This window comes from Paraliomyxa miuraensis (assembly GCF_026337845.1).
Lineage (GTDB): Bacteria > Myxococcota_A > Polyangia > Nannocystales > Nannocystaceae > Paraliomyxa > Paraliomyxa miuraensis.
Map to the genome: position 1 here is coordinate 129,209 of NZ_JAOVZF010000139.1, position 26,274 is coordinate 155,482.

Annotated in this window: 20 protein-coding genes; 7 read left to right on the plus strand and 13 right to left on the minus strand. The window is 70.0% G+C overall.

The features are described 5' to 3' along the window. Position 1: 1 nt before the first annotated feature. Positions 2-1,777: a serine/threonine-protein kinase gene (locus OEB96_RS08030; RefSeq protein WP_266214886.1), complete on the minus strand. Its 1,776-nt coding sequence runs from the start codon at positions 1,775-1,777 to the stop codon at positions 2-4. A gap of 272 nt (positions 1,778-2,049) precedes the next feature. On the opposite strand from OEB96_RS08030, the gene OEB96_RS08035 reads away from it, so the two are divergent. Next, complete coding sequence (locus tag OEB96_RS08035) at positions 2,050-3,192, plus strand: Rpn family recombination-promoting nuclease/putative transposase (RefSeq protein WP_266214887.1); 1,143 nt, start codon at positions 2,050-2,052, stop codon at positions 3,190-3,192. Positions 3,193-3,295: 103 nt separating this feature from the next. Here the strand turns inward: OEB96_RS08035 and OEB96_RS08040 are convergent, their stop codons facing one another. From OEB96_RS08040 to OEB96_RS08050, 3 genes are all read right to left on the minus strand, one after another. Further along, positions 3,296-4,924 (minus strand): Rieske 2Fe-2S domain-containing protein, encoded by a 1,629-nt coding sequence (locus OEB96_RS08040; protein ID WP_266214888.1) that lies wholly within the window; start codon positions 4,922-4,924, stop codon positions 3,296-3,298. A gap of 2 nt (positions 4,925-4,926) precedes the next feature. Beyond that, positions 4,927-5,736 (minus strand): sterol desaturase family protein, encoded by an 810-nt coding sequence (locus OEB96_RS08045; RefSeq protein ID WP_266214889.1) that lies wholly within the window; start codon positions 5,734-5,736, stop codon positions 4,927-4,929. A gap of 195 nt (positions 5,737-5,931) precedes the next feature. Then, complete coding sequence (locus OEB96_RS08050; protein WP_266214890.1) at positions 5,932-6,816, minus strand: hypothetical protein; 885 nt, start codon at positions 6,814-6,816, stop codon at positions 5,932-5,934. A gap of 103 nt (positions 6,817-6,919) precedes the next feature. Here OEB96_RS08050 and OEB96_RS08055 point away from each other — a divergent pair, with 103 nt between their 5' ends. Then, the gene (locus OEB96_RS08055) at positions 6,920-7,780 is read left to right on the plus strand and encodes a hypothetical protein (protein ID WP_266214891.1); all 861 of its coding nucleotides are present in this window, start codon (positions 6,920-6,922) and stop codon (positions 7,778-7,780) included. A 21-nt stretch (positions 7,781-7,801) separates the two neighbouring features. Here OEB96_RS08055 and OEB96_RS08060 read toward each other — a convergent pair whose 3' ends face one another. Continuing rightward, positions 7,802-8,587, minus strand: coding sequence for a Stp1/IreP family PP2C-type Ser/Thr phosphatase (locus OEB96_RS08060; RefSeq protein WP_266214892.1), 786 nt, complete (start codon positions 8,585-8,587; stop codon positions 7,802-7,804). 127 nt (positions 8,588-8,714) lie between these two features. On the opposite strand from OEB96_RS08060, the gene OEB96_RS08065 reads away from it, so the two are divergent. Together OEB96_RS08065 and OEB96_RS08070 are read left to right on the plus strand one after the other, a co-directional pair. Further along, a complete protein-coding gene (locus OEB96_RS08065; RefSeq protein ID WP_266214893.1) occupies positions 8,715-10,421 on the plus strand; it encodes a tetratricopeptide repeat protein in 1,707 nt (568 codons plus the stop codon). 69 nt (positions 10,422-10,490) lie between these two features. Next, positions 10,491-14,405, plus strand: coding sequence for an nSTAND1 domain-containing NTPase (locus tag OEB96_RS08070; RefSeq protein ID WP_266214894.1), 3,915 nt, complete (start codon positions 10,491-10,493; stop codon positions 14,403-14,405). A 17-nt stretch (positions 14,406-14,422) separates the two neighbouring features. On the opposite strand, the gene OEB96_RS08075 is transcribed toward OEB96_RS08070, so the two are convergent. The 6 genes from OEB96_RS08075 to OEB96_RS08100 all read right to left on the minus strand — a co-directional run bounded on the left by OEB96_RS08075 (position 14,423) and on the right by OEB96_RS08100 (position 21,673). Then, the gene (locus OEB96_RS08075) at positions 14,423-14,917 is read right to left on the minus strand and encodes a SixA phosphatase family protein (protein ID WP_266214895.1); all 495 of its coding nucleotides are present in this window, start codon (positions 14,915-14,917) and stop codon (positions 14,423-14,425) included. 19 nt (positions 14,918-14,936) lie between these two features. Then, a complete protein-coding gene (locus OEB96_RS08080; protein ID WP_266214896.1) occupies positions 14,937-15,701 on the minus strand; it encodes a YHS domain-containing (seleno)protein in 765 nt (254 codons plus the stop codon). Positions 15,702-15,720: 19 nt separating this feature from the next. Next, the gene (locus tag OEB96_RS08085) at positions 15,721-17,073 is read right to left on the minus strand and encodes a hypothetical protein (RefSeq protein ID WP_266214897.1); all 1,353 of its coding nucleotides are present in this window, start codon (positions 17,071-17,073) and stop codon (positions 15,721-15,723) included. Then, positions 17,070-18,266, minus strand: a complete 1,197-nt coding sequence (locus OEB96_RS08090; RefSeq protein ID WP_266214898.1) for a hypothetical protein — start codon at positions 18,264-18,266, stop codon at positions 17,070-17,072. The genes OEB96_RS08085 and OEB96_RS08090 overlap by 4 nt, the downstream gene beginning before the upstream one ends. A gap of 50 nt (positions 18,267-18,316) precedes the next feature. Then, the gene (glmS, locus tag OEB96_RS08095) at positions 18,317-20,167 is read right to left on the minus strand and encodes a glutamine--fructose-6-phosphate transaminase (isomerizing) (RefSeq protein WP_266214900.1); all 1,851 of its coding nucleotides are present in this window, start codon (positions 20,165-20,167) and stop codon (positions 18,317-18,319) included. Between the two features lie 129 nt (positions 20,168-20,296). Continuing rightward, positions 20,297-21,673, minus strand: coding sequence for a Vgb family protein (locus OEB96_RS08100; RefSeq protein WP_266214901.1), 1,377 nt, complete (start codon positions 21,671-21,673; stop codon positions 20,297-20,299). Positions 21,674-21,846: 173 nt separating this feature from the next. On the opposite strand from OEB96_RS08100, the gene OEB96_RS08105 reads away from it, so the two are divergent. The 3 genes from OEB96_RS08105 (at position 21,847) to OEB96_RS08115 (ending at position 25,278) form a co-directional block, all read left to right on the plus strand. Further along, on the plus strand, positions 21,847-22,809 hold the full coding sequence (locus tag OEB96_RS08105) for a helix-turn-helix domain-containing protein (protein ID WP_266214902.1): 963 nt from the start codon (positions 21,847-21,849) through the stop codon (positions 22,807-22,809). Between the two features lie 38 nt (positions 22,810-22,847). Beyond that, positions 22,848-24,434: an FG-GAP-like repeat-containing protein gene (locus OEB96_RS08110; protein WP_266214903.1), complete on the plus strand. Its 1,587-nt coding sequence runs from the start codon at positions 22,848-22,850 to the stop codon at positions 24,432-24,434. Between the two features lie 88 nt (positions 24,435-24,522). Next, positions 24,523-25,278 carry a hypothetical protein gene (locus tag OEB96_RS08115; RefSeq protein WP_266214904.1) on the plus strand — a complete coding sequence of 252 codons (756 nt, stop codon included), beginning with the start codon at positions 24,523-24,525 and terminating at the stop codon, positions 25,276-25,278. Positions 25,279-25,482: 204 nt separating this feature from the next. Here the strand turns inward: OEB96_RS08115 and OEB96_RS08120 are convergent, their stop codons facing one another. After that, the gene (locus OEB96_RS08120; protein WP_266214905.1) at positions 25,483-25,857 is read right to left on the minus strand and encodes a hypothetical protein; all 375 of its coding nucleotides are present in this window, start codon (positions 25,855-25,857) and stop codon (positions 25,483-25,485) included. After that, positions 25,854-26,274, minus strand: a 421-nt coding sequence (locus tag OEB96_RS08125) for a hypothetical protein (RefSeq protein ID WP_266214906.1), incomplete at its 5' end; no start/stop codon positions are given. The genes OEB96_RS08120 and OEB96_RS08125, both read right to left, overlap by 4 nt.

The following is a 26,274-nucleotide window of genomic DNA, read 5'->3' on the forward strand; positions in this document are numbered from 1 at the left end:
ACTAGTCGTCGTCCTTCTTCTTGGGCTTCTTGCTCTTGCCCTTGCCCTTGCCCTTGCCCTTCGAGGACGTCGTGGTGGTGCGGGGCGTGGGCCCGGGCTGGTCGGGCACGGCCGCGGGCTGGTCGGGCTCGGCTGCACCGCGGTCATCGCCCGGATCGGTCGTGGCGCCGGCCTCGGCATCACGATCGCTGCCGCTATCGGCGAAGCGATAGAGCCCGGGAGCTTCCCCCGGGGTGCTGGGGGCCCCGGGTCTCGCGTCCTCGTCCTTCTTCAGCAGCCATACCGCGGCGATTCCCACCCACGTCAGCAGCAACAGCACGATCACGATCGCCACCGCGGGACTGCGTTGCTTGGTCGGGCGCCGCATCGCCGGGGCCGGCATCATGGGGTAGGAGCCCGACATGGAGTGCGCGCCCGATGTGTAGATGCCCGAGGGGGGCGGCACCATGGGGACGTTGGTGCTCGAGGCGGCGAGGGGATCGTAGGGCGCGATACCGGAGCTCATCGGGCCCATGGGGGATGAGCCGTGGCTCATGGCTGCGCCGTGGCTCATGGCCGCGCCGTGGCCCATGGGGGCACCGGGGCCGGGCACGATCATGGGGGATGCTCCGTGGCTCATGGAGCTCATGGATGCGTCCGAGCCTGCGAGCACGGTGCCGCCCGAGCGTACGAACAGCTCGGGCTCGGGCGTGGGCTCGCTCGTGATCGGCAACGCGGGCTCGGGCACGGCGGCGGCCGCCCCTGCGACGAGCGGCGGCGTTGCGGCCTCTGCTCGTGTGTCTGCTGCCCCTGCATCGGCGCTGGTGGGCGCTCTGTCCGGGGCGTCCGACGCCGCGGGCACGACGGCGGGATCGGTGGACGCGTTGGGGGCCAGCACGGCGCCGACCGCCACCCCGAGCCTCCCCGTCGTGCTCGCGGGCAGCCGGTACGAGCCAGCCAGGGCGCGCCGGGCCTCACGGGCATCGGCGTAGCGATCGTCGGGCTCCTTGGCGAGGAGCTTGAGCACCACGTTGGCCACCGCCTTGGGCACGGTCTCCGGCAGCGGCGGCGGCTCGGCCAGGATGTGCATGCGCAGCAGGATTCCGGGCTCGTCGGCGTCGAACGGCGGCATCCCGGTGAGCAGTTCGTAGAGCAGCACGCCCACCGCGTAGAGATCGGTGCGCGGGTCGATCTTGCCGCCCGCGGCCTGCTCCGGGCTCATGTACGTGGGCGTGCCGAACGCCATGCCCATGCGGGTGAGCTTCTCCTGCCCCTCGCCCTCGAGCAGCTTGACGATGCCGAAGTCGACGAGCTTGCACACGGTGCGCCCGTCATCGTCCTCGACGAGGTAGATGTTCTCGGGCTTGAGGTCGCGGTGCACCAGGCCACGCTTGTGCGCGTGCTCGAGTGCACGCAGGATCTGGATCCCGTAGTCCACCACCTGCACGACGGGCAGCCCGAAGCCGGTCAGATCACGCAGCTCTCGACCCTCGAGGAACTGCATGACCAGGTACTTCATCCCCTTGGGCGTGGTGCCGAAGTCGATCACCTGCACGCAGTTGGGGTGGTCGAGCTTGCTGATCGCGAGTGCCTCGCGGTCGAAGCGCTTGGCGATCTGCTCGTCGCTGCACACGCGCGGATGCAGCACCTTCACCGCGACCGGACGATCGAGGCTCAGGTGCGTGGCCCGAAACACGGCCCCCATGCCGCCCTCGCCCAGCAGGGCATCGATGCGGTAGCGCTCGCCGAGGGTCTGGCCGACCATCGGGTGCGCGTTTTCGTCGCTGGGCTCCGTCACGGGTGGGGCAATCATCGGGGGGGAGCCGATTGGCGGTCAAACCCGCCGGGTGCCTGACCGGTTGGGCAGCCGCTACGGTAGTCCGTCTCACGATTTGGGCCCTTCGTGAGTCACCTCCATCACCCCTCGAATTCATCCCCTTCGGGCCACGCCGGCCCACCCGTTGGCCACGAGCCGGCCAACGGGTGGACCACCTTCGATGATTCGCCTCGCCAACCCGCCGAGATCATTCGACGCACCTCCCGGAACCGAATTCGCAAGGCCACCGGGCCATGCGAACACGTCGGTACCCCCGAGACATCCATGATGCCTTCGTTCGGCGTGTGTTCGCGCGCACCGATACGGTGTCCATTCTCCTGCGGCACGTGCTTCCTCCGCGATGCCTCGCCTATCTCGATCTCAACACCCTCGAGCTCGCATCCGCCGATTACACCAGCCGCAAGCTCGGCCGGCGCAGCTCCGATCTCCTCTTCACGGTGCGTCTGCGCGGCACCTCGCGGCGCATCGGCCTCTACATCGCCCTCGAACACCAGTCCACGCGCGATCGCCTGCTGCCCCTGCGAGAGCTCGAGTACCTCCTCCTCCTGTGGAACCGCCATCGAAGGCACCGCCGTCGCCGCGCCCAGACTCTCCCGTTCATCCTCCCCATCGTCCTGCTCCAGCGCCGCGCCTGGACCTCGCCGACTCGCCTCTCCGAGATCATCGATCTCCCGCCCGAGGTCCTCGCCGCCTTCGGCCCACCCGTGGAACTCGAGATGATCGCCGACGATCTCAGTCGATCCGTGCTCGACGATCCTCACCCCGATCGCTCCACCGTCGCGTTCGTCGAGCTCGCCCGCGCCCTGTTGCACGCATACCGCAACCCACCAGCGCAAACCCAAGAACGAGCCGCGAGCCTCGTCCCCCTGGTCGAGACCCTCATGCTGGACCCAAAGAGCTCAGATGACGTCATCACGATTTGGGCCTATACCAACGGAGTGTTCAAGAAGGGCTCGCCGATCCATGCGGCTCTTCACCGTGCCATCAACCCCGGGAGCCTATCGATGACCGACGAAGACATTTTGATGAAGCCGTGGATCGACAAGGGCATGCGCAAGGGCCTACGCAAGGGCCGTGCCGAGGGCATGCAAAAGGGTCGTGCGGAGGGCATGCAAAAGGGCCGTGCCGAGGGCATGCAAAAGGGTCGTGCGGAGGGCCTCACCGAAGGTCTCGTCAAGGGACGCGCTCGCTCGCTGCTCGACGTGCTCGATCTACGGTCCCTGCCGATGCCTCCCGCCACGCGTCGGCGCATCCTCTCCACCAAGGACGAGCATCTCCTCGAGCGGTGGTTCCGGCGGGCGCTCGCTGCTGCGTCGGTCGAGGAGATCTTCGCACCCGACGAGTCGCTCTCCGCGGGCATGGGTACCGCGAAGTGAGCCCCTTGCCGTTGCTGGCGATCCTCGCCTCGAAGCTGCGATCACCTCGTCGGTCTTGGGCTCGGCGGGCGGTCGAGGCGCTGAACCACGACCGGCTCGGCCGTCAGCTCGCCACCGGAAAGATGTTGCGCATCTTCATCGCCATCCGCAGCTTGCCCGAGACCTTGCCGCTGCCGGTGGTGAAGGCCCGCGCACCGTCGAGCTCGCCGTTGATCAGCTTGAGGTAGTCGGCGGCCGGGATCGCAATGGTCACCGTGGGCTGCGGGTGCTTGCCCTCGCGCAGCTCCATGGTGCCGTCCTTGACGATCGCATGGATGGTGGCTCCGTCCTCCCCCGGGATGTCCCACTGGAACACCGCGTCGACTCCCCGGCTGGCCGAAGATACGAAGCGCTGAGGAAGAGTGTCGAAGTACTCGGCCACGCTGCCGATCTTGGGACCCGTGATCTTGGGAACGGTCCCCCTGGGGCTCGCGTCATTGGAGTCGGTGTGTCCGTTGGTGCTGCTCGCCCCGTGGCTACCGTTTGCCCGGTACGCATGTCCGTTGGAGCCCACGTGCCCATGGTCGTCGTGCATCCCCGGGTCGACCCCGCGCACGCCGTCGATCACCCCTCGAACCCGCCATAGCAGCCCCTGGACCGAGTGCAGCGCATCCACGGCTCGCCCGCGCATCGATGACGCTCGCGCGCTCGGCTCGGCCGGCGATTCCACCACGCCCGCCGCTGGTTCCGGCGCGCGCCCGTCGGCCTGCCACGACGCCGGGTAGAACTGCCGCGACCAGCGACGATACGCCCCGATCGGACCGTCGGCGGCCGAGAGCGCCGGGCGCGGGCGATAGACCTTGTTCTCCCAGATGTCGAAGTCCTTGGCGAAGTCGGAGGTCAGCGCCTCGAAGAACAGCTCGCTGACCTCCTCGTCGAACTCGGGATCGCCGGTCTGCATCATGTTGGCGATGCCGTACACGTGGATCGTGTCGCGATCGATCGGCGTGCTGCAGATGCGATAGCGCGCGCGTACGTCGGCGTTGAGCACGTGGGCCTGCACCTGGATCTGGCCCACTCCCACCATGGTCACGTCGAGCTCGACGTCGTTGTCGCCGTCCATGCCCACGATGGAGCCGGGCGCCACGAAGCGCAGGCCGATCCGCATGTAGGGGCCCTCGAGCCTCGGTCCCCACAGCACGCGCGACTGTCCGGTCTCGTGCACGGGCTTCATGTGCGCGGTGTCGACGGTGTTCTCGCCGATCTCCTGCGGATGGCTGCGCAGCGTCCAGCGGATGCTGCGGTCGTTCGTCCAGCCCTCGTCGGGGAGCACGCGAGCCTCGTGGCTGGGTGCGTGCCCCTCGGGGTGGAACCACGCCATGATCGCGCCGTTGTGCTCGGCCACCGGCCAGGGCGAGGCCTTGGCGGTGGGAGGAATGCGGTCGCAGGACGCAACCTCCACGCAGCGACCGGCGGTGTCGAAGCGGAAGTGGTGGAACGGACAGCGCAGACTCTCGCCCAGCACCGTTCCTCCGTAGCCCAGGTGCGCGCCCAGGTGAGGGCAGTGGGCGTCCCAGACCTGCGCCTGGCCACCCTCGGTGCGCCACAGCACCAGATCGCGATCGAAGTAACGGATGGGCCGAACGTCACCGGCCGCCAGTTCATCGGACAGGCCCACCACGAACCAACCCCAGGGGATCGGCGGCAGGCCGCGCTGCTCCGCGGTGCGAAGGGGCGGGGGGAGGTCTTGCATGGTCAGTACTCCACGTAGGCACCGGGCTGCTCGCCCGGGGCCGAGGCCTCACCGTGGCCGCCGAACACGTCCTTGCCGTAGCGCCGCCCGTGGCGGCGATGGGTGCCGTGGAAGCGGTCGAACCAGTCGAGGCTCTGGCCGAAGTTGCAGTGGAAGTGGAGGTGGTGGTCGTCGTGGAATCGGCTGGACGAGTGCCATGGCAGCCGGTGCTCCATGACGATGCCCGAGTGGTCCATGAGGTTGAACAGCAGGTTGTAGACCAGCACCACGATGAACGCGACGGCGTGGACCGGCAGCACGAACACCGGGAGGAACGCGGTGAGCTGCAGCAGGGTGAACTCCACCGGGTGCATGGTCACGGTGATGTAGGGCGTGGGGGCCACCACGCGGTGGTGCCACTGGTGGAAGCGCTTGAACATGTAGCGCACGTGCAGCCAGCGGTGGGTGTAGTACGCCGCGGCCTCGACCAGCACGTAGAGCACCACGGCGCTGACGAGGGTGTAGGTCCACCCGTACTCGTCCACGTCGAGGTAGAGCTGGGAGACCCCCTCGGTCATGTAGAAGTAGGCGAAGGTGCCCGACAGCGCGCCGCCGATGGTCATGTTGACGGCCGCGACTCGAATGCCCCAGCGATGCAGCTTGTCGGGCACCCAGCGGCTCTGGATCTTCCACTCGGCGGCCCGATCGCGCCGCGCGACGTAGTAGCGGCGGTAGAGCCACGTACCGAAGCCAAAGTAGATCACGTGCCCGCCCAGGGTCGCGACCATCACCATCACGGCCCACAAGCGGAACCCGGTCAGCCCGTCCATCATCGTCCCCCACCGTCGTGCTCCCGCACGACACGAGTGTCGGCTTCGCAGGGGGTCCGGCTCAAGTCCCCCGCCGGGGTGCGGTCGGGGTTCGATCCCGTGGCGCGTGTGAGCGGGCTCAGCCCGCAGTATGCGCTGCTCGGATTTTCCGGGCCCGACCAGGGGCCCCGGCTCGTGGCCGGGCCCCGGATCCCTGACTCATGCGTCGTTCGGGTCGTCGTGGTGGGAGGTCGCGAGCGACCGCCCGGCGTGTGCGTCGCTCCTGGCCTCGGCGAGCTGGGCCCGGAGTGCGCGGCGTTGTCGGGTGTAGTTGCGGAACACCGCGCTCGAGCCGAGGCTGGTCACGTCCGAGGCGCCATCCGTCAGCGCGCTGACGTCCATGGTGAGGGTGTCGAAGTAGTCGTCGCGCTCCTGATCCATGATCGCTCGTGCATCGCCCACCGCCCTGCGGATGGCCATCTCGAGCTCGGGGTGGAGCCGTGTGCCGCCCTCGCCCTCTTCGATCGTCTCCACGAGGGGCTTGTGGCGCCACTCCGTCTCCAGCCCATAGAGCTGGTCCTTGAGCGCCGCGCTGGCCTTGTGGAACACGGCCGCCTGCTGCCGGAAGCGCACGCCGACGGCCGAGAACCGCAGCGCGATGGTGGTGCCGCTGACCAGCACCCCGATGAGGGCCGCCATGTCGACGAGGCCGCCGGACGAGGCGCTCTCCCCCAGCGCGAGCCGATCCTGGAGCACCACCATGAGCAGCGGCAGGAACGGCAGCATGAACGCCAGCCCGAACACCCCGAGCACGGTCGACATGACCAGCAGGTTGTACTGGCGCTGCTTCTTCTCGAGCTCGGGCCGGCGGTCGTCGTACCACTTGATGCTCAGGGGGCTGTCGGTTGCGTAGCGCAGCAACAGCTTCCAGGACTCGGGGTCGCTGCGCTCGATCGCCTCGAGCTGCTCCACGTCTCCGTCGAGCCGAGCCCACAGCACCGCGAGCTGGGCTCGCGCGGCGGCGAGATCGCGGTGGTTGCCGCGGCCCACCCCTTGTTCGAACGCGTAGAGGGGGGTGGAGCTCTGCCCAGGCGCAACGGCCATCGAGCAGAGCATACGGAGGGTCGACCGCCGCAGGCCAGCGACTGGTGCCCGAGATTCGCTGGTTTGTTCGTGAGCCGCCCCGGCCGTGCTATGCGCCCTCGGGATGCCTCGTCCTTCGATGGCCCTCGTGCGGCGCGTGCGGAAGTGGGCCCCGGCGTTGGGGCTGGGCCTGGGCCTGAGCCTCGGTGCGTGCGACCGCGCTCCGCCGATCAGCCCCGATCGGGACGAGGTTCTGGAGCGGATGGACGATCTCCTGCCCCGTGCCTCGAGCCAGGGTACGTCGCTGCCGGCCGACCGCGAGGCGATCCTGCGGGAGCTCTCGCCGCTGACCACCGAGGCGCTCGCGGTGGTCTACGCGGTGGAGGGCCCGGCCGGGGTGGTCGGAAGTCTCGAGGTGCTCGCGCGCCCCGGCGGCTACCGGCGCGAGAACTGGACGGTGCAGGTGCCGCTGGGCGCCGAGGGCACCCGGCAGCTGATGGGCTCGACGATCCAGACCCCGGACGGCGTATGGATCGTGGGCAGCGCCCCGACCGAGTTCTTGCCGTCCCCGCTGGGTACGCTGGCCGACGCCTATCTGGGGCTGGCCGAGGACGAGCGACGGTTGGTGGTCGAGCGGCTTCGTGCCCGGCGGGAGCTGCTCGACCGCGGGCGTGCGGAGGATCCGAGCGTGCCCGAGCGGATCCTCGACGTGCCGTGTCATGTGACGCGCGTGGCGACCATCGAGCTGTGTCTGTGGGAGGCAACGGGTCTGCCGCTGCGCTATGACAGCGGTGGGCTGCGGCTGCGGGCGATCCGCATCGACGACCAGGCTGGCATCGGCGAGCAAGCGTTCGAGCTGCCGTTCACGCCCCCGAAGGATGGGGTGGAGGGCTTCGATGCGGTGGCTGCCCTGCGCCGGATGGCCGAGGGCAACGTGGCCGAGGTGGCGCCCTACCTGCATCCAGGGCTGCGGCTGCCGAGCTGACGCGGCAGGTCGTGGGCGGGCCTACAGCTCGATCCGCACCAGCATCGCGGTGATGTTGTCGTTGCCCCCCGCCTCGTTGGCGAGCTTGACCAGCATGGTGGCCGCGGTGTCGATGCTGTTGAAGCGAGTCGCGGTCTGCAGCATGGTCTCGTCGTCGAGCATCCCGCACAGGCCGTCGGAGCACAGCAGGTAGAGGTCGTCGCGCTGGTACTCGTCGACGAGGATGTCCACGTAGACCTGCTCGGCCAGGCCCAGGGCGCGCACCACCACGTTCTTGTGCGGGAACGCCTCCATCTCGGCCCCGCTCATCTCCTTCATGCGGCGGTAGTCGTTGAGCAGCGAGTGGTCCTCGGTGAGCTGGGAGATCTGTCCGCGGCGGATGCGATAGACCCGGCTGTCGCCCACGTGCCCGATGTAGAAGCGGCCCTGCGCGAAGAACATCGCGTCGACGGTGCAGCCCATGCCCTTCTTGTTGGGGTCGGCGCGGCCGGTCTCGTAGATCCGCGTGTTGGCCAGCTTGACCGCGGTGGTCATGCGATCGCGCTGCTCGTGCAGCGGGGGCACGCGGAACGGCCAGGTGATCGGCGCATCGGTGGCGGTACGACGGTAGTACTCGTCGATCGTCGAGACCGCGATGGAGCTGGCGACCTCGCCGCTGGCGTGCCCGCCCATGCCATCGGAGACCACGGCGAGCGGCATCACCTCGGGCAGGAGGAAGTTGTCCTCGTTGTGGTCCCGCACTCGGCCGATGTCGGTCACGCCCGAGAAGCGCACGCGGAATTGGCCGTCACGGAAGCTGATGCTCATGCGCAGGCCAACGGTACCAAGCGCCGGTGGGCGTCGACCAGCCGGTTGGCGAGCGGGCCCGAGGACGAGCCCGGCTCCCGCTCCCGCCCCCGCTCCCGCCATGAGCCCCATGCTAGGCTCTACGGGGATGAGCGGATCCGAGGCCGGGGCGGGCGCGTCCAAGCGGGTGAGCCTCGAGCAGGTGAGCATGCCGCGGCTGATGTTTGCGCTGCTGCGCCAGCGCTTCACCGGCACGATGGTGGTGCCGCAGCCAGCACCACATCCGGGCATGCGCACGGTGTGGTTTCGCGGCGGGATGCCCGTGTTCACCGACTGGGCCGCGCCCTCCGACGTCCTGGGCCAGGTGCTCCTGGGGATGCGGCTGGTCGACGATGACGGGCTGCTGCAGGCCCTCGAGGCGATGGCCGTCTCGGGAGGCCTGCTGGGCGAGCACCTGCTGACGCTGGGGATCCTCGATCGGCCGCGGCTGCTCGAGGGGCTGCGGCAGCAGTGCACGCACAAGCTGGCCCAGCTGTTCGGGCTGCGCAGCGGCGAAGTCACGGTGGTGGTGGGCGACGGCGCGGGGGTCGACGACGATCTGCTCCCGCTCAACGTCCTGGGCCTCATCCTCGCCGCGGTGGGGGTGACCTACGACGAGGTGCGGGTGAAGAGCGAGATGGGAGCTGCGCTCGAGGGGCCGCTGCAGACCACCAGCGCGCTGGCCCGCTATCGATCGCACTTCGGCTTTCGTCCCGGCGACGAGGCGATCCTGCGGGCGCTCGAGCAAGGCTCGACGCTGGAACGACTGGCGGCGGGGACCGGCGTGCGGCGGGCGGCGCAGCTGGTCTACACGCTGTGGGCGTGCCAGATGCTGCGCACGGGCGCGGAGGTCGTCGGCTCGGCCCCGCCGCGAGCGACGACCCCGACTCCTGCTCCGACCACGCGAGCGACGGCACGAGTGGCCGCGCCCACGCCTCCTCCAACGCCACGGGCGGCCGCGCCCACGCCGGTGCCCACGCCCGTGCACCGCACACGGGACGACCTCCCCGCCGTGGAGGCCGGAGCGGTCGCCGAGGACGGCTTCGACGCCGAGCTCGAGGCGCTCGAGTCCAAGATCACCGCCGGAGCCCACGCCTTCGAGCTGTTCGGACTGCCGCTCACCGCCACCAAGCGGGACCTTCGCAAGGCGTGGGGAGACCTCAGCCGCAAATTCCATCCCGATGCACTCAAGAGCCAGGGGCGCGAGCACTTGCACGAGCGCGTCAACCACGTGTTCGCGGCTCTCAGCGAGGCCCAGCAGCTGCTCGGCGATGCAGAGCAGCGCGACAAGCTGCGCGAGAGGATCGAGAGGGGCGAGCACGAGCCCAACGAGGACGGGCGAGACGCCACCGCGAAGGCCCACGCCGTGTTCCAGAGCGAGCTGCTGGCCAAGGAGGCCGACAAGCTGCTGCGCGCGCACCGGTTCGATCGCGCGCTCGAGCGCTACCGCGAGGCCGCCCGGTACGACCCCGAGGAGCCCGATCTCATGGCGGCGATCGCCTGGTGCGAGTACCAGCTCTCGGACAAGGGGCCGGCGGACATCGAGCGGATCAAGACCAACCTCGTGGGGGTGATCGAGCAATCGCCTCGTCTGGCTCGGGCCCAGTACTTCATGGGCTTCGTGCTCGCGGATCAAGGGCGCAGCTCGGCGGCCGTGGATGCGTTTCGTCGGGCGGCCAGGCTCGATCCGCGGCTCATCGATGCCGAGCGACAGGCGCGGGCCATCGAGCTGCGTGCGGCGCAGTCGTCGACGTCCGCATCCGAGGCCAAGGGCCTTCGCGGCGGGCTCAAGGGCTTGTTCGGGGGCAAGAAGTAGCGCACGGCCCCGTCGTGGCGGTTCGTCGCGCCCGCGACGCGGCCGCCGTATCATTCGCACGGCCGGACGATGGATGCGGCAGATCTGCACCTGACCCTCGAGCTCGCGCGTACCCACGAGCCCCAGGATCCCTATGCGTTTCGCTTCGAGCCGCAGACGTACACGCTGCGGACCGACGGTGGGGGGCGCGAGGTGCTCGAGATCGACTGGAGCGAGCAGCTGCTCGGTGATCTCGAGGCGCTACGGCGGCCCGACCGGGAGCCCTCGGTGGTCCAGCGCGTGGGCGACGTGCTGGCTCGATTCCTCGAGCGCGCGTCGTGGCCCAGCCGGGCCAGCGCGATCTCGAGGACGCACGATGCAGGCGGTCGGGTGCTGATCACCATTCGGTCCGCAGCGGCCGAGCTCTATGCGCTGCCCTGGGAGCTGCTCACCTTGCCCGGTCGTGGAGTGCACGTGGGCACGCTGCCGCGGGTGCTGTTGCGCTACGAGCGACCCGAGACGACCACCAGGGAGGCGAGCCCCTCGCCACGACCCGAGGGGGGGCGGATCCTGCTGGCGTGGTCGGCGGCCGCGGGTGCCGTCCCGGCCGCTGCCCACGACGCGGCGCTGCGACGCGCCTGCGCCAAGGGCCATCCCGAGGGGGAGGCTGCGCTCGAGGTGCTGCCGCACGCGAGCGTCGAGGGCATCGTGGATGCGCTGTCACGGGCCCAGCGAGAGGGCCGCCCGTTCGCGGCGCTCCACCTGCTGTGCCACGGCGGTCGCAAGGGGAAGAGCTTCGGACTGGTGCTCGACGGCGACGATCGCCCCGTGACGGTCGCGGCCGACACCTGGCGCACCATGCTGTCTCCACGCGTCGGAGGGCTGCGCTTGGTGGTGCTCGCGGCGTGCGAAGGTGGCAATGCGGGCGAGCCGGGCAACCACCTCGGCAGCGTGGCCCAGGCCCTGCACGCGGTGGGTCTCGAGGCGGTGGTGGCGTCTCGCCATCCGTTGTCGACCAAGGGCTCGGTCACGCTGACCGAGTCGCTCTACGAGCAGCTGCTGGTACGGCACGCCTCGCTCGAGGATGCGCTGATGCACGGCCGTGCCCGGCTGGCCCTCGACCCGACGCACCTCGACTGGGGAGCGGTGCAGCTCTATGCGCGGGAGGAGGACGGGTTCGACACCCGCCCGTTCGTGTTCCGCCCCTACCGTGGACTGCTGGCGTTCGACGCCGCGCACGCGTCGTTCTTCCACGGTCGCGAGGTCGAGCGGCGGGAGATCGTTCGCTGCCTCGAGGGGCTGGAGCGCGAGGGCAAGCCGCGCCTGGTGGTGGTTGCGGGGGCCTCGGGCACGGGCAAGTCGTCGCTGGTGCTCGCCGGGGCGGTGCCCGACATCCTCGCCACTCGCGGGGACCACTGGGAGCACGCGCTCGTTCGTCCGGGGAGCGACCCGCTGGCGGCCCTCGATGCTGCCCTGGCCGCGCGCAAGGACGAGTCGCAGCCGCTGCTGCTGGTGATCGATCAATTCGAGGAGATCTTCACGCACACGGCCGACCGAGAGGTTCGGCTCGAGTACGTGCGACGGCTGTGGTCGCTGGTGAGCGACGACACCGGCGTTCGCTGCATCCTCTTGCTGCGGGTCGACTTCCTGGGGCGCTGCGGCGAGCTGCGGCTCTCCGAGCACGGCCCTCGCCTCGACTCGGTCGCCTACGATCATGTCCATCGCGTGTTCGTGGCCCAGATGTCACAGCCGCAGCTCGAGGCAGCCATCACCCTCCCCGCGCAGCAGGTGGGTCTTCGATTGCCCGAGGGCCTGGCCGAGCGCATCGTGTCCGAGGTGGGCGTGGAGCCGGGGGCGCTGCCGCTCTTGCAGTACACGCTCGACCTGATGTGGCAGCGCCGGCGAGGGCGGGAGCTTGGCGTCGAGGTCTACGAGGAGCTCGGCGGGGTGATCGGGTCGCTCGAGCGTCGGGCCGATGCCCTGGTGGACGCGCTGTCCGACGACGAGCTGCAGCTGGCACGCTTGTTGTTGACGCAGCTGGTGGGCCTGGGGGAGGACGACACCGGCGACACGCGTCGGCGCGTGCCGATCGAGCAGCTGTGGCCCGATGATCCGCGGCAGCGCCCCGTGGCCGAGGCCGTGCTGCGACACTTCGTCGACGAGCGGCTGGTCGTTCGCGACGATCGCAACCGAGGGGGCGCGACGGCGGAGATCGCCCACGAGGCGCTCATTCGCCGCTGGGATCGCCTGCGCGAGTGGCTCGGTAGCGAGCGCGAGCGCAGGATCGGCCGCTACGTCGTGCTCGAGCGGATCTCCGAGCGCAGCCGTGAAGAGCTCCAGCTGGGGTACGACCCCGACCTCGACCGCCGCGTGGTGATCCGGTCGCTGCGAGTGGGACGCGGAGGGGCGAAGGAACGAACCCGACTGCGGGACCAGGCCCGTGCCCTCGCTCGGCTCTCGCATCCCAATGCGCAGGCCGTCTACGACGTGGGCATCGCTCGGGGGCACGTCTACCTGGCGATGGAGCTGGTGGAGGGCATCGCCGTGCGCGACTGGAAGCGCGAGGGATCGTGGGAGTGGTCGAAGGTCGTGGCGCTGTTCGTGCAGATCGCCGATGCACTGGTGGCCGCGCACGATCTCGGCCTGGTGCATCGAGGGATCAGTCCCGAGGTGATTCGCGTGGATGCTCAGGGCGTGCCGCACCTGGTGGAATTTGGGCTCGATCGCAGGAGCGAGGCGAGCCACAGCTCGCGTAGCGATGCCACCCTCATGGCGCGCTTTCGGGCGCGCCAGTCCGGTCCGCTCCCCCAGGCATCGCCCGGTGGGCTCATGCCGCTGTCGTCGATGGAGGTCTCGGCGCTGGTCTCGGTCAACGAGTCGAGCGTCACGATGGACTCGACCTACCTGCCGCCGGAGCTGCTGCGCGGGTTGCCATACGACGCGGCGAGCGATCAATTCGGGTTCTGTCTGTCGCTCTACGAGGTGCTGCTGGGACAGCCACCCTTTGCGCGGGAGGGGATCGCCGGCTTTGCGCAGGCCGTGGCCGCCACGGGGCGGTCGACGGCGGGGCAGGGCGAGATCCCCGAGGCCCTGAGCAAGGTGCTGCTGCGCGGGCTGGTGGGCAACCCCGAGGGGCGCTGGCCCTCGATGGCGGCGTTGAGGGACGAGCTGCGGGCCGTGCTGCCCGCTCGCATGGGACGGACGGCGCGGACCACCGAGGGGACCAGCACGGGGCGCGCGCGGTGGCTCGGGCTCGCGGTTGCGGTCGGCTTGGCGGCGGGGGGACTGTCGTGGCTCGGGCTCGCGGAGCTGGGCGGTGAGCAGCCCGGTGTCACGGTGCCGCCGTGCCCGGAGGGCGAGCCCTCGCTCGATGGGGTGTGGGACGACGCGAAGCGGCACGCGGTGAGGGACGCGTTGTTCGCGACGTCGCGTCCTCATGCCGTGGCGATCTGGAAGGAGATCGAGCCGCAGCTCGATGCGGCGGCCTCGGGGTGGATGGAGCGCAAGGCCAACGCCTGCGAGTCGGGGGAGGCGGAGCCGAGCGACGCGATGCTTCGTCGTGCGTGCCTCGATGTGCAGCGGGTGGAGCTGCGCGAGACGGTGGAGGTGTTGACTCGAGCCACCCCCGACACGCTCGACCACGCGGCGGCCTTGATGAGCGGACTGTCCGAGCTCGAGCGCTGCGACGACATCGAGGCGCCAGCGATCGAGCGGCTGGATCGGATGGTCGGGGCGCGGGTCAGGCTACGGGGTGGTGATGCCAGGGGGGCACAGGAGCGGGCGCAGGAGGTGCTCGATGCCATCGGCGACGACCCCGGGGCGCTGCGCGTCGAGGCGCTCTTGGTGCGCGGGGCGGCGCGGATGCAGCTTCAGCGGTCGGCCGAGGGGCGGGCGGATCTCCGGGAGGCCCTCCTCTCCGCGCTCGAGCAGCAGCTCGGCAAGGCGCACCCGGGGCTCGAGCAGGCCCGGGCCTGGCTCGAGGAGCCGAGGGAAGCGGCGCCATGAACGAAGCGCGGCCGTGCTCACAGCTCCTTGGGGCGTAGCAGCTCCTCGAGCGCCCAGTCGCTGCGCGCAGCCGCGTCGCTCCAGTGCTCGGCCGTGGTGTGCAAGAGCGCCGCATTGCAGGTGGTCAACCGCACCCGTACCCCGCTCAGCTCGTAGAGCGCGTTCTCCCAGCCGTCGTTGTGGCCGATGACCATCGCGGTCTCCACGTTGCCCGGCAGCTCGGACAGCGCCGCCCGGATCGCCTCGATGCCCGCCAGATAGAATGCACTGGTGAAGGTCACGGTCGGCTCGCCGCCGAGGGCGTCCTCGATGCGCGCCCAGGTCTCACGGGTACGCACGGCGTCGCTGCTCACCACCACCTGGGGGACCCAGCCGAGCTCGCGTAGGCGCTTGCCCATCCGCGGAGCGTCGCGGCGCCCTCGCTCGTTGAGCGGTCGGGCGTGATCGCCCTGAGCCTTGGTGTCCCAGTCGCTCTTGGCGTGGCGCAGTACGATCAGCCGTCGCATCGTCATGATCGAGTCTCCCTTGGCGTCAGTCCTTGGCGGCCTCAGTGGGGCACTCGCCCGTGCGCTGGGACCACTCGCGCTCCGCTCGTGGCCGCAGCTGCCCTGGTTCCTCGGCCCACTTCTCGCGGGTGTCGGCCATCTTGGTGCGATAGAACAGCAGCAGGCGATCGCCCTCGATGAGGAACGCCTCGGGATCGACCTTCACCGTGCGCCCGGTCTTGCCCATGGCGTAGGCGCACCAGCCCCCGTAGGCCGGCTCGTAGCGGCCGGGAGCGGCCCGGAAGCGCTCGAGGTTCTCGGGGGTGGCGAAGCGGTAGGTCACGCCCTCGTGCTGCAGCTCGAGGTCGGCGCGACCCGGCTGCGGTGCTCCGCCCCCTTCGGGGAAGTAGGCGACTGGATCGTAGCCCTCGATCGCCAGGCCGCCGTCGCCGAGGTTGTAGTGGGTCCCCGCGCCGTCGGCCGAGAGGCGCGGCACGGAGGGATCGGCGACGCAGGTCTGTGCGCTCTGGCTCACCACCTCGAGCACGGTACCGCCCTTGCTCGTGCACTCGCTCTGCTCGACCTCGAGCCAGCCCTTGCCCGAGCACGCGTTCTGCCCGCCGCAGGCGTTGAGCTCGCTGCCGTCGGTCGCCTGGGCGGCGCACTGGCCCTGGCCCGAGCACGCATTGACGCCCAGGCACTTGACTCGCGTGGTCACGGGAGCATCGGCGTCGCCACGCTTGCCCGCACAGCCGGCGAGGAACAAGGCGGCGACCGACAGGCACAGGGAAAGCTTGGGTTCAGCGGGCATGCCGAGGCGATGATACCAGTCAGCGCGCGCCGCGGAGCGAGGTGAGCACTTCGGCCGCCAGTGCTTCGGCCAGCTTGCGTGCGGCGGCGGCCTCGGCGTTGGCGTCGCCCTTGCCGTCGGCTTCGACCTTCGCCTTGGCCAGCGTGCGCACCCGACCGGTCCAGGCATCGCGAGCCTCGAGGGTGCCCTCGGCCTCGTACCACACGCGACCCCCACCCATGCGGCTGGCAAAGCGGGTGTCGTAGGCGAGCACGAGCAGGAGATCGAGCTTGCCCTTCATCGCATCGGCCACTGCGGAGAGTCGCTCGGCGCGGCGATCGTCGGTCGCCGTGCGCAGCGCCTCGGCGTCGCGCGAGGGTAGCGGCAGCGGAATGCCCATGCCGGCGTTCTGGAGGCGCGTACGCACGACGAGCTCGGCGTCATCGTCGGCCTTGGGCGCCCGGCCACCACGCATGGTGACCAGCGACCAGCGCTGCAGGCCCACGCGGCGCGGCTCGATGCGGAGCTCGGTCTGCGGCGCTGCATCGGCGCGCGGGCCCAGCAGCGCGGCGCCGTCGATGCGCAGGCTCATCGACTCGAGGCGCTCGTCCGCCCGCAATCGCAGCACCGCCCGGCCGTGCTCGTCCGTGAGCAGGTGGTCCGCCTCGAGCGCGGCCACCCCGGGCCCGTCGAGGTGCAGCGGAAGCCCGGCGAGCGGGACGCCGTTCCACACCGCGAACACGGTGGGCGTGCGGAAGGGGTGGCCCTCGACGTCCACGGGCACGCCATCGGGATGAGCCGACACGAACACCAGGCCGTCGGCCAGCCGCCGCAGATCGTCGTCGGCCGTGCCGGTGTCGCCGGTCTCGCAGCGCACGGTGAACAGCAGGCTGCGGCGCACGCAGGCATGCGCCGCCAGGTGGGCCTGCAGATAGGCCTGGATCGCCTGCTGCCATGCCAGCGGGCCCCGCGGTGGGGGCACCGTGCTCTCGAGCTCGAGCACCAGCGCCGACACGCGCTCGCGGGGCAGCCCCACCGCGACCTCGATCCCGCCGTTTTCGGCCGTCACGAGCTGGAGGTCGACCCCGCGGCGGTGGATCGACAGCGGCGCCAGCTCGAGCCATGCCACATCGCCCAGCACCGCCTCGGTCAGCGCACGTTGAGCGGCGGCATAGGCTTCGTCCTCGTTGGCGCCGCGGCCCGTGGCGCGCACGAATGCGTCGGGCCCCAGCGAGGGCGACGGCGTGGGCTCGGTCTCGGTCTCGGTCGGCACGACCGTGGGCGGGGTGGAGCGGTCGGGGCAGCCTCCCATACCGAGGAGCCCGAGGAGCCCGAGCAGCCCGGTCAGCGCCAGCGGGGCGCCCGTTGGCCACCAGCGCGATCGCATCCTCATGAGCCCACCCGTGCGGACAGGTCGTCCCACTGCACGCCCTCACCAGCCACGCCTTCGCGGAGGATCGCCAGGCCCTTGGCCGGGGTCGCGTCATCCGACGATGCCGTCAGCTCGGCGCCCAGGTCCGGTGCGAGCGCGAGCTCGATGAGCAGCTCCTCCATGGCGCGGGTCCACGACTTGGCGAAGCGACTGCCGGGCAGCTCGGACCACTTCACGCGCTGGAGCAGGGGCCGGAGATCCTCGAACAGCTCGGTCTCGCGACCGCTGGCGCGCAGCAGGCGTGCATGCAGCCGCATCGTCATGCCCACCTGCACCAGGTAGCCATTGACCTGCTCGTCGAGCGCGCCGTCGCTGGCCGAGCCCTGGGCGCCGATGCGCAGCACCTCGGGCACGCGATCGGCGGCGTCGCGGAGGATCAAGCGCAGCGGCGGCAGCGAGGTGCTCACGATGGCCTCGACCGCCTTCGGATCGACGGCGGTGCCGTCCTCGGGCCGCAGCTGCCGGTGGAACGCCCGCACGGCGGCGCGGGCCAGGTGGCCGCGGAAGGCCGCGTCCTCCAGCCGGCGTGTGGCCGCATGGATCGCGTCGCTCTGGTACGCACCCTGCAGCTCGGGATCGAACGCCTCCTCGATCACGCCCTCGAGGAACCGAGGCTCGGCGCGAGACAAGAGCGCACCGGTCATCAGCTTGGCGTTGCGGTCGCCCTCGGTCAGCGAGCGCGACACCACGTCGAACACCTGGATCTCCGACTGATGGAGCTGCTCCTCGATGAGCACGGTCTGCTTGTCGATGATCTGGTTCTGCTGCACCACCAGCCAGATCTGGATCCCCGGGATCACGGCCCCGAGCAGGCCGAGGATCAGGAAGAACATTCGGCGACGGATGAAGAACCGCACCAGCGACTCGAGGAACAGCCGCGCATCGGTCAGCACCTCGTCGCGCGTGGGCCACTGCTCGCGGGCCGCCGTGAAGCCACCGGTGGTCTCGACCAGCTTGCCGAACGAGCGCACCACCTTCTGCCGGTCGAGCAGCGGGATGAGCAGCCGGCCGCCGCCCCGGATCACCTGCTGTCGCCGCTGTGCGGAGGCCTGCTGCTGGGCGGCCAGGCGCTGCAGCTCTTGCCGCAGCGCGGCGTTCTCGGCTTGCAGCGCGTAGAGCTGCTGCTGGAGCGCACCAATCTCCTCGGGCGTCACCCGGCGGAGTCTAACGCGACACGTACCTGCGGGAAACGGCGCCTTTTTGCCTACTCCACCGTGACCGACTTGGCGAGGTTCCGTGGCTGGTCCACGTCGGTGCCCTTGAGCACCGCGATGTGATACGCGAGCAGCTGCAGCGGAATCGTGGCGAGGATCGGCTGGAGCACCTCGTTCACGCTGGGCAGCAGGATCACGTCGTCGGCGAGTCCGGCGATGTGGCTGTCGCCCACGGTGCCCAGCGCGATGATCTTGCCCCCGCGGGCCCGTACCTCCTCGAGGTTGGACACGACCTTGTCGTAGCCGGGTCCGGCCAGCGCGATGCCCACCACCGGCAGCTCCTCGTCCACCAAGGCGATCGGTCCGTGCTTGAGCTCGCCGCTGGCGTAGCCCTCGGCGTGCACGTAGCTCACCTCCTTGAGCTTGAGCGCACCCTCGAGCGCGACCGGGTACCCCAGGCCGCGGCCCAGATAGAGGAAGTCGCGGGCGTTCATGTAGCGCCGCGCCACCACCTGCATGGCGGCGAGCTGCCCCAGCACGTTGGTGGCGTGCTCGGGCAGGGCCGACAGCCCCTCGAGCAGCGTTCGGATGCGCGCCTCGTCGAGGTGCCCCGTGCGCTTGCCGAGGTAGATCGCCAGCAGCGTGAGCATGGTGAGCTGGCTGGTGAACGCCTTGGTCGAGGCCACGCTGATCTCGGGCCCGGCGTGGGTGTAGATCACGTGCTCCGAGGCGCGCGCGATCGAGGAGCCCACCACGTTGCAGATCGCCAGGCTCCTGGCCCCCAGTCGCCGCGCCTCTTGCAGCGCCGCCAGGGTGTCGGCGGTCTCGCCCGACTGCGAGATCGCGATCACCAGGTCGCCGTCCTTGACGATGGGATCGCGGTAGCGGAACTCGGACGCCAGGTCGACCTCGACCGGGATGCGGGCGAGCTGCTCGATCATGTACTTGCCCGCCAGCCCCGCGTGCCACGAGGTGCCGCAGGCCAGGATGGTCAGCCGCTTCAGCGACCCGACCGACAGATCCAGGCCGTCGAGGTTGACGTCGGCGCGGTCCATCTCCACGCGACCGGCGAGGGTGTCGCTGATGACCCGCGGCTGCTCGTGGATCTCCTTGAGCATGAAGTGGCGATAGCCCTGCTTCTCGGCCGCCACCGGGCTCCAGTCGATGTAGCGCTCGGACCGCTGCACCTGCTCGCCCTCGGCGTCGAACACCGAGATGCCCCGTCGGGTGACCAGCGCGGTGTCGCCGTCGAAGAGGTCGACCACGCGGCGGGTGTGGCTGAGCATGGCGGCCACGTCGGAGGCCACGAAGTTCTCGCCGTCGGCTCCGGGCGCGGCGTTGGCCTCTCCGCCCAGGCCCAGCAGCAGCGGGGCGTTGTTGCGGGCGGCCACGATCTCGCCGGGGTGGTCGTCGTGCACCACGCAGATCGCCCAGGTGCCCTTGACGCCATCGAGCGCGCGGGCCACGGCCAGGCGCAGGTCGCTGCCGTGCCGCTCCACTTCCTGCTCGATGAGGTGGGCGAAGATCTCGCTGTCGGTGTCGCTGTCGAAGCGGCGCCCCTGCTCCTGCAATCGCGAGCGCAGCTGCAGGTGGTTCTCGATGATGCCGTTGTGCACCACGCTCACCTTGCCCTGACGGTGGGGGTGGGCGTTGTGCTCGGAGGGGCGGCCGTGGGTCGCCCAGCGCGTGTGGCCGATGCCGCACGACCCCGTCACCGGGGTCTTGCCGAGCTGCTCCTCGAGCCTCGAGAGCTTGCCCTCGGCGCGGACGATGCGGGTGGCCTTGCCGTCGTGGACGGCGACGCCGGCCGAGTCGTAGCCGCGATACTCGAGGCGGCGCAGGCCCTCGAGCAGCAAGGGGGCAGCTTCATGGTGACCGGTGTACCCGACGATTCCGCACATGAGCTTGGCTGGTGCGGATCATAGGCCGAAATGCGTGCTTGGGCACGAAACCCGTACGCCCGGGGGCCGTGGGCCGGACCGGGCGGCCTCGCGAAGGGCTCGTGCGGGCGCCGACGGCGGCGATGCGGATCAGCCGCTGGGGACGCCCACCGAGCTGAGCGCGAAGCCGGTCATGTCGCTGTAGGTGTAGGCGCCGACCAAGCCGGTCACCGTGTCGACGGTCTGGGTGACGGGGTCGATGCGATAGGCATCCGAGCCGCCGAACTGCACGCCCCACACATTGCCGTCGAAGTCGATGCTCACGCCGTGGCAGTAGGCGGGGATCGGGATCTGATGGGTGATGGCGAGCGTCTCCGTGTCGAAGCCGTACATCGCCGCGGTGGGGTAGGGGCTGTGCCACAGCGTGCCCTGGTCGTCGGTCATGCAGCCGCCCAGCGCGCTGCCGCCGTTGATCGGTGGCGAGTGCGTCCAGGTGGCGGTGATCGGGTCGAAGCGCGAGACCCCGCCGTTGCCGCACAGCCACGCGCGGCCCTGCGGGTCGACGGCCAGGCCGTAGTGAACGCTACCGGTGACCGGCCAGGTGGAGACGGCCATGGTGGCTCGCTCCACGCGCACCAGCGTGCTGGGGCCGTCCCAGTTGTGGTCGACCGACCAGAAGTTGCCCTCGCTGTCGACCGCGCCGCCGTAGAGGCCGGCCCAGCCGATCACGCTCGGGACCACCGCGGTGGCCTCGACCACGCCGGTCTCGCCATCGAGCAGCAGCACGTCGGCATTGCCCGCGCCGTAGCGCCCCGACGTCCACAGCTTCTCGTTCTCCCACTGGCAGGTGGCGTCGTTGATGGTGCCCTGCGCCCACGCCAGCGGTCGCTGGGTCTGGTAGTCGAACGGCGTGTACCAGGCGACACACTCCTCCACGCCCCACGCGAGGATGTCCGCGGCCCCGGTGCTGGTCTGGATCCCGGGCATCCCGTTGCTCTCCTGGCACTCGTCGGTGTTGGTGTAGATCTTCACCACCCCGCCCGCGCGGTTGGCCACCGCCACGTTGCCCGACAGCGCGACCGAGGTGCGCGACGGGTTGCCGGCCGAGTCGGGGCGCACGCGATAGCGTCCCTCTTCGACCAGGGTCTCGGTGTTGATCTTGGACACGGTGCCCTGCGAGGAGTTGGCGATCCAGATGTACGAGTGCGTGTCGCCGTCGCCCATCATGCCGCTGCAGTCGGCGCCGCCGTCGGGCGAGCCCACGTCGAAGTAGACCGAGGAGCCCGTGTCGTCGGGGTCGACCGTGGTGGCCGTGCCCATGGTGGCGCTGCCCATGGTGGCGCTGCCCTGGGTGGCCGAGGCATCGGCGTCCTCGCCCTCGGTGGCCGAGCCCGCGGTCGCGGTGGCCGTGATGGTCGCGGTGGGGAAGCCGGCCTCGCCGCCCTCGTCCTCGCGACCTCCTTCGCCGCCGCAGGCGGCCAGGGAGAGCGCCGCTGCGAAGCACCCTCCGATGTTGCGCGAATTCATGATCATGCCCTTCCGCACCGAGGATCGCAGGGCCCATGGGTGGTGTCGAGTGCGGGGATCTCGAGCCAGGGATCGGAGCCCCAAACGCACGTTCTCGCGGGGGTTCCTCGCGCGCCGCGGTTTCATCCCAATCGCCCTTCGCCGCCGCACCTCATCGGCTAGCATCCACGCTGGTGGCCGACGTCGACACCGTGCTCCACGCGGGTGCGCAGCTGCACATGGGTCGGTTCGACTGTGACGCGGGCCATCCGCTGTGGTCGAGGGACAATCGCTCGGGCCCATGGCCGTTGCTGGCGTTTCCGGGCACGGCCGTCGAGATCGCTCAGTCCGGGCGCCGCGAGCTCGTGGCCACCTCCAACCATGTGGTGCTCTACAATCCAAGGCAGCCCTACCGTCGCCGTCTGGTCGATCCCCGCGGTGATCACTGCGTGTTCGTGGCGGTCCAGGACCAGCTGTTGACCGAGGTGGCGATGGAGGTGGCGCCGACGCTCGCCGAGCGTGGCGAGCGGCCGTTCAACACGGCGTGGGCACCCGCCCCGTCGAACCTCGTGCTCGCGGTGTCGATGCTGGCGCGGCACATCGAGCGTTCCGTGCGGGGACGGGAGGCGCCGGTCGTGTCCGAGTCGCCGCCCGATCTGCCGCCCGATCCGCTGATGGTGGAAGAGTCGCTGCTCGGAGTACTCGCAAGCGTGCTCTCGCGGGCCGCCGTCGCGGCCCCGCGCGAGGGCTCGCGCAGCGCCGCGCGACGAGCCGAGCTCTCGCGGGCGCTCGAGCGCGAGCTGGCATCGAGCTACTGCGAGGCGCGCTCGCTGCAAGCCCTGGCGTCGAGCGTGGGCGCGTCGCCGTTCCATGCCGCGCGCGTGTTTCGGCAGCACACGGGCCTGACGATCCACGCCTATCGCCACCGCCTTCGCCTGCACGCGGTGCTCGAGCGCCTGGGCGACTCGCGCGTGGATCTCACCGCGCTCGCGCTCGAGACCGGGTTTTGCAGCCACAGCCACCTGACCGAGGCCTTTCGCCGCATGTTCGGGGCGCCGCCGTCACGCTGGCGAGGACGCCTCGACCGTCGGTGTCTGCGCGAGCTGGTGGCACGCCTGCACCGGCCGCCGGCCGGGCCGCATCGAGCACGATCTTGAAAGCGAGAGCGCGGCGCGTATCGCTAGCGTTCTCGTCGATGCACGTCCAACGACTCGTCGAGATCGCAATTGCGCTGGCGCTGGCCTTGTTCTCGTGGTCGACGCCAGCCCTGGCCGAGCCGGGCACGTTCGTCGAGCCCGAGGTCGAGGTCCTGCACACGTTCGAGGGAGAGGGCGGGTCCTTCGGCTGGGCGGTGAGCGCCGTGGGAGACGTCGACGGCGACGGCGTGAGCGAGGCGCTGACGAGCGCCCCGTTCGACCCACGGGGCGGAGCCAATGCCGGCCGTGTGTACCTGTACTCGGGAGCCACGGGAGCGGAGCTGCAGGCCTGGACCGGGGTGGCCGGTGATCGTCTGGGGTATGCGATCGCCGACGCGGGCGACGTGGATGGTGACGGTACGCCCGATGTGCTGGCCGGGGCTCCGGGCGCTCCGGGGGCCATGGGAACGGTGGGTCGGGCGTATCTCTACTCCGGGATCGATGGCTCGGAGATCGCCGTGCTGATCGGCAACGTCCCCGGCGATCGCTTTGGTGCGGCGGTGACCGGCGTGGGCGACGTGGATGGCGACGGCCTGGCCGACGTGCTCGTGGGCGCCCCCGGTGATCCCACGATGGGGACCAGCGCGGGGCGTGTGGCGCTGTTCGGTGCCGCAGACTGGACGACGCCGCGATGGATCCGTGATGGCGCGGTGGGGGAGCAGCTCGGTGGTGGGACCGGTCCCATCGGCGACGTGGATGGCGATGGCATCGCCGACGTGGTGATCGGCGCGTCCGGGAACGGAGGTGCGGTGTGGGTGCTCTCGGGCGACGACGGCAGCGACGTGCATCCACCGCTGCTCGGTGACGCCAGCGCGGTGAACCTCGGGCACTTCTTCGTGGCGGGGGTGGGCGACCTCGATGGCGATGGCGTGCCGGAGATCTACGGTGGCGACTACGGGGATGGTGCGCTCGGGCCGGGGACCGGTCGCGCCTACGTGTGGTCCGGTGCGACCGGGGAGCGCCTCTTCACGTTCGGTGGCGTGGCCGCGGGCGACGGGCTCGGGTGCGGCCGCGGTGGTGGCGATGCCGACGGCGACGGCATCCCCGATCTCGCGATCGGCTCGTACTCCGCGAGCCCCGCGGGCGTGAGCCAGGCCGGCTTCATCACCGTGTTCTCCGGGGCCACCGGCGACGTGCTCCGCACGATCACCGGTACCACCGCGATGGAGCAGGTCGGCTTCGACGTGGTGACGATCGGCGACGTGAACGGAGATGGGCGCGATGACCTGGTGCTGTCCGGGGCCAATGACGATCGCGTGTACGTGATCGCAGGCGTGGTCGAGGAGGATCCGGGTGGTACGGGCTCGACGGGGGCTGGTGAAGAGACGGGCGGCTCGACCGGAGACGGGATGGAGGTGACGGGCACCGCGGGACCCGAGCTCGACACCGGTGGGAGCGGGCCCAGTGCGACCAGCGGCGACCAGGGAAGCAGCACCGGCGCGGGCGATTCCACCGGGACGACGAGCGAGGACTCGGACGACAGCGGCGGTTGTGGTTGTCGCTCTCGAGGGACGGCGGGCGGCTGGTCGTGGATGCTGGGTGTGGTGCCGATCATCTGGCGCCGTCGAGGCCAAAGGGAGGGATGACGTCATCGCGTTCGTGCGAGGTGTGCAGTACCGCACGTTGTGCGCTGGATCTCTACGAGCAGGGATCGACTTCCCCTACGGTGGTCGAGTGAGAGCGCGAATGTCGATGATCGTGGGGCTGGCGACTCTGGTGGGGGCGGCCGCCTGTGGCACCACCACCCATGTGCAGCGGCTGCGCGAGCTGCCGGTGGCGACCGTGGGCGACGACGATCACGTGGCATGGGAGGGGACCCGCGTGCTGATCGAGCGCTTCGACGACCTGCGTACCCCCGAGTACGGCCGGGCCTTCGCCACCGCGCAGATCCCCATGGTCAACCTGTTGCACAGCGGAGGGCAGGCCGAGTATCCCGAGCATGCGGGTTTGCTCGACGGCAAGGATGGCAAGCAGCCCGTGCGGAGGATCGGCGGCCTCGAGACGGAGCTTCCGTTCCTGATCGCGCGGGCGCTGCCGGGCAGCCACGCCCTGGCCGACGACGACCCCCGGGCGCGCCGCGAGCCCTCGTGGGACTACGTGGTCGATGGGCGCGTGCTGCAGTCCACGGCCACCCAGCACTCGTCGTTCGCGCTCGGGATGGTGGCCCTGCTCGGCGTGCCCGTGGTGTTCTCGCGCCACGAGATGCGGCTCGAGGTGACCGTGGCGCCCGCCGATGCGAGGGGCGAGCCGATCTTCCAGAAGATCTATCGCTTCGACGAGCGCATGGCCGAGGGGCTCTACTATCACCACGGATCGGCGCAGCGACTGAGCGAGCGAGCCGTGCGGGAGACGGTCGAGCGGGTTGCCGAGGACGTGGTGGTGGCGGTGGCGGACCACCGCGCCCGGTCGGCGCTGGGCGAGGCGGGGTGAAGAAGATCGACGCGTGCATCATGGCTGTGGAGCGAGAACGGAATACTTCAAGCAGCTGAAATGGTGGACTGGGTGGGAACCTCAGCGGAGACGGCACGGCGGTCTGGGTTCACCCGCAGGGCGCTGCGCGAGCGCTCGAAGCGGCACGGGGTGTACGAAGGAGCGGCCGCGGTCGAGGAGTGATGGCTGCCCGTTACCCCAGTCCTATTCGATCTCGAATCCTCGAGCACAAACACGGATCACACTTGCTGTGGAATTCATCACGATCTCGAAGTAACGCAAATCATCGAGACTAACATCATAGGAAAGCCAGAATTGCCTGACCCGAGAGAGCATCGGAGAATCGGCTGTGCACGTTGCATCCAAGATCGACTCCTGCACGATCATCCCGAAGTTCATCTGAACATCAAGACCGTAGCAGTCCGTAAAGCGGATGCTCTCCCTCCTACCATCTGGCCATTCAATGGCCACCAGCAATTCGTCACGCTCCCCCGGGTTGCCTCGATCAATAGATAGATTCAGAAGCACCGCATCGTGCCACTGAAGCCCATTGAAGGCATGCTCGAGATCATCTGTCATGGCTGAAATCCTGGGTCCTTGTCTCCTGGCGCGGGACTGTAGTGCGTGCCCTTGCCATCGAGATGATAGTGACTGTGATTCGGCCCCTTTCGACCCGCCGGGGTGGCAGAATCGATCCGTAAGCGTTCCTTGAATTTTCCGTCGACGATCTCGCCATAACTCCCGGCTCGATGCCGGTTCTGGACGTAGCTCTGGGGAATCTCATGCTTCGGGCCCTTTGGTAATGCCACTCCATCAGGCGTAACGTGAAATACGTCGCTCCCCTTCGTGGCCTTCCGCACGTCCCCCGCCGCGTCTGCGACGTCGGCAACCGCATCGACGGCATCCCCGAGTCGCTTGCCCGCCTTGCCGCCGGGGATGAGGCTGAGCAGCCCCTCCGCCCCCGAGGACATGAGCACGTCGAAAGTGTCCTCGCCA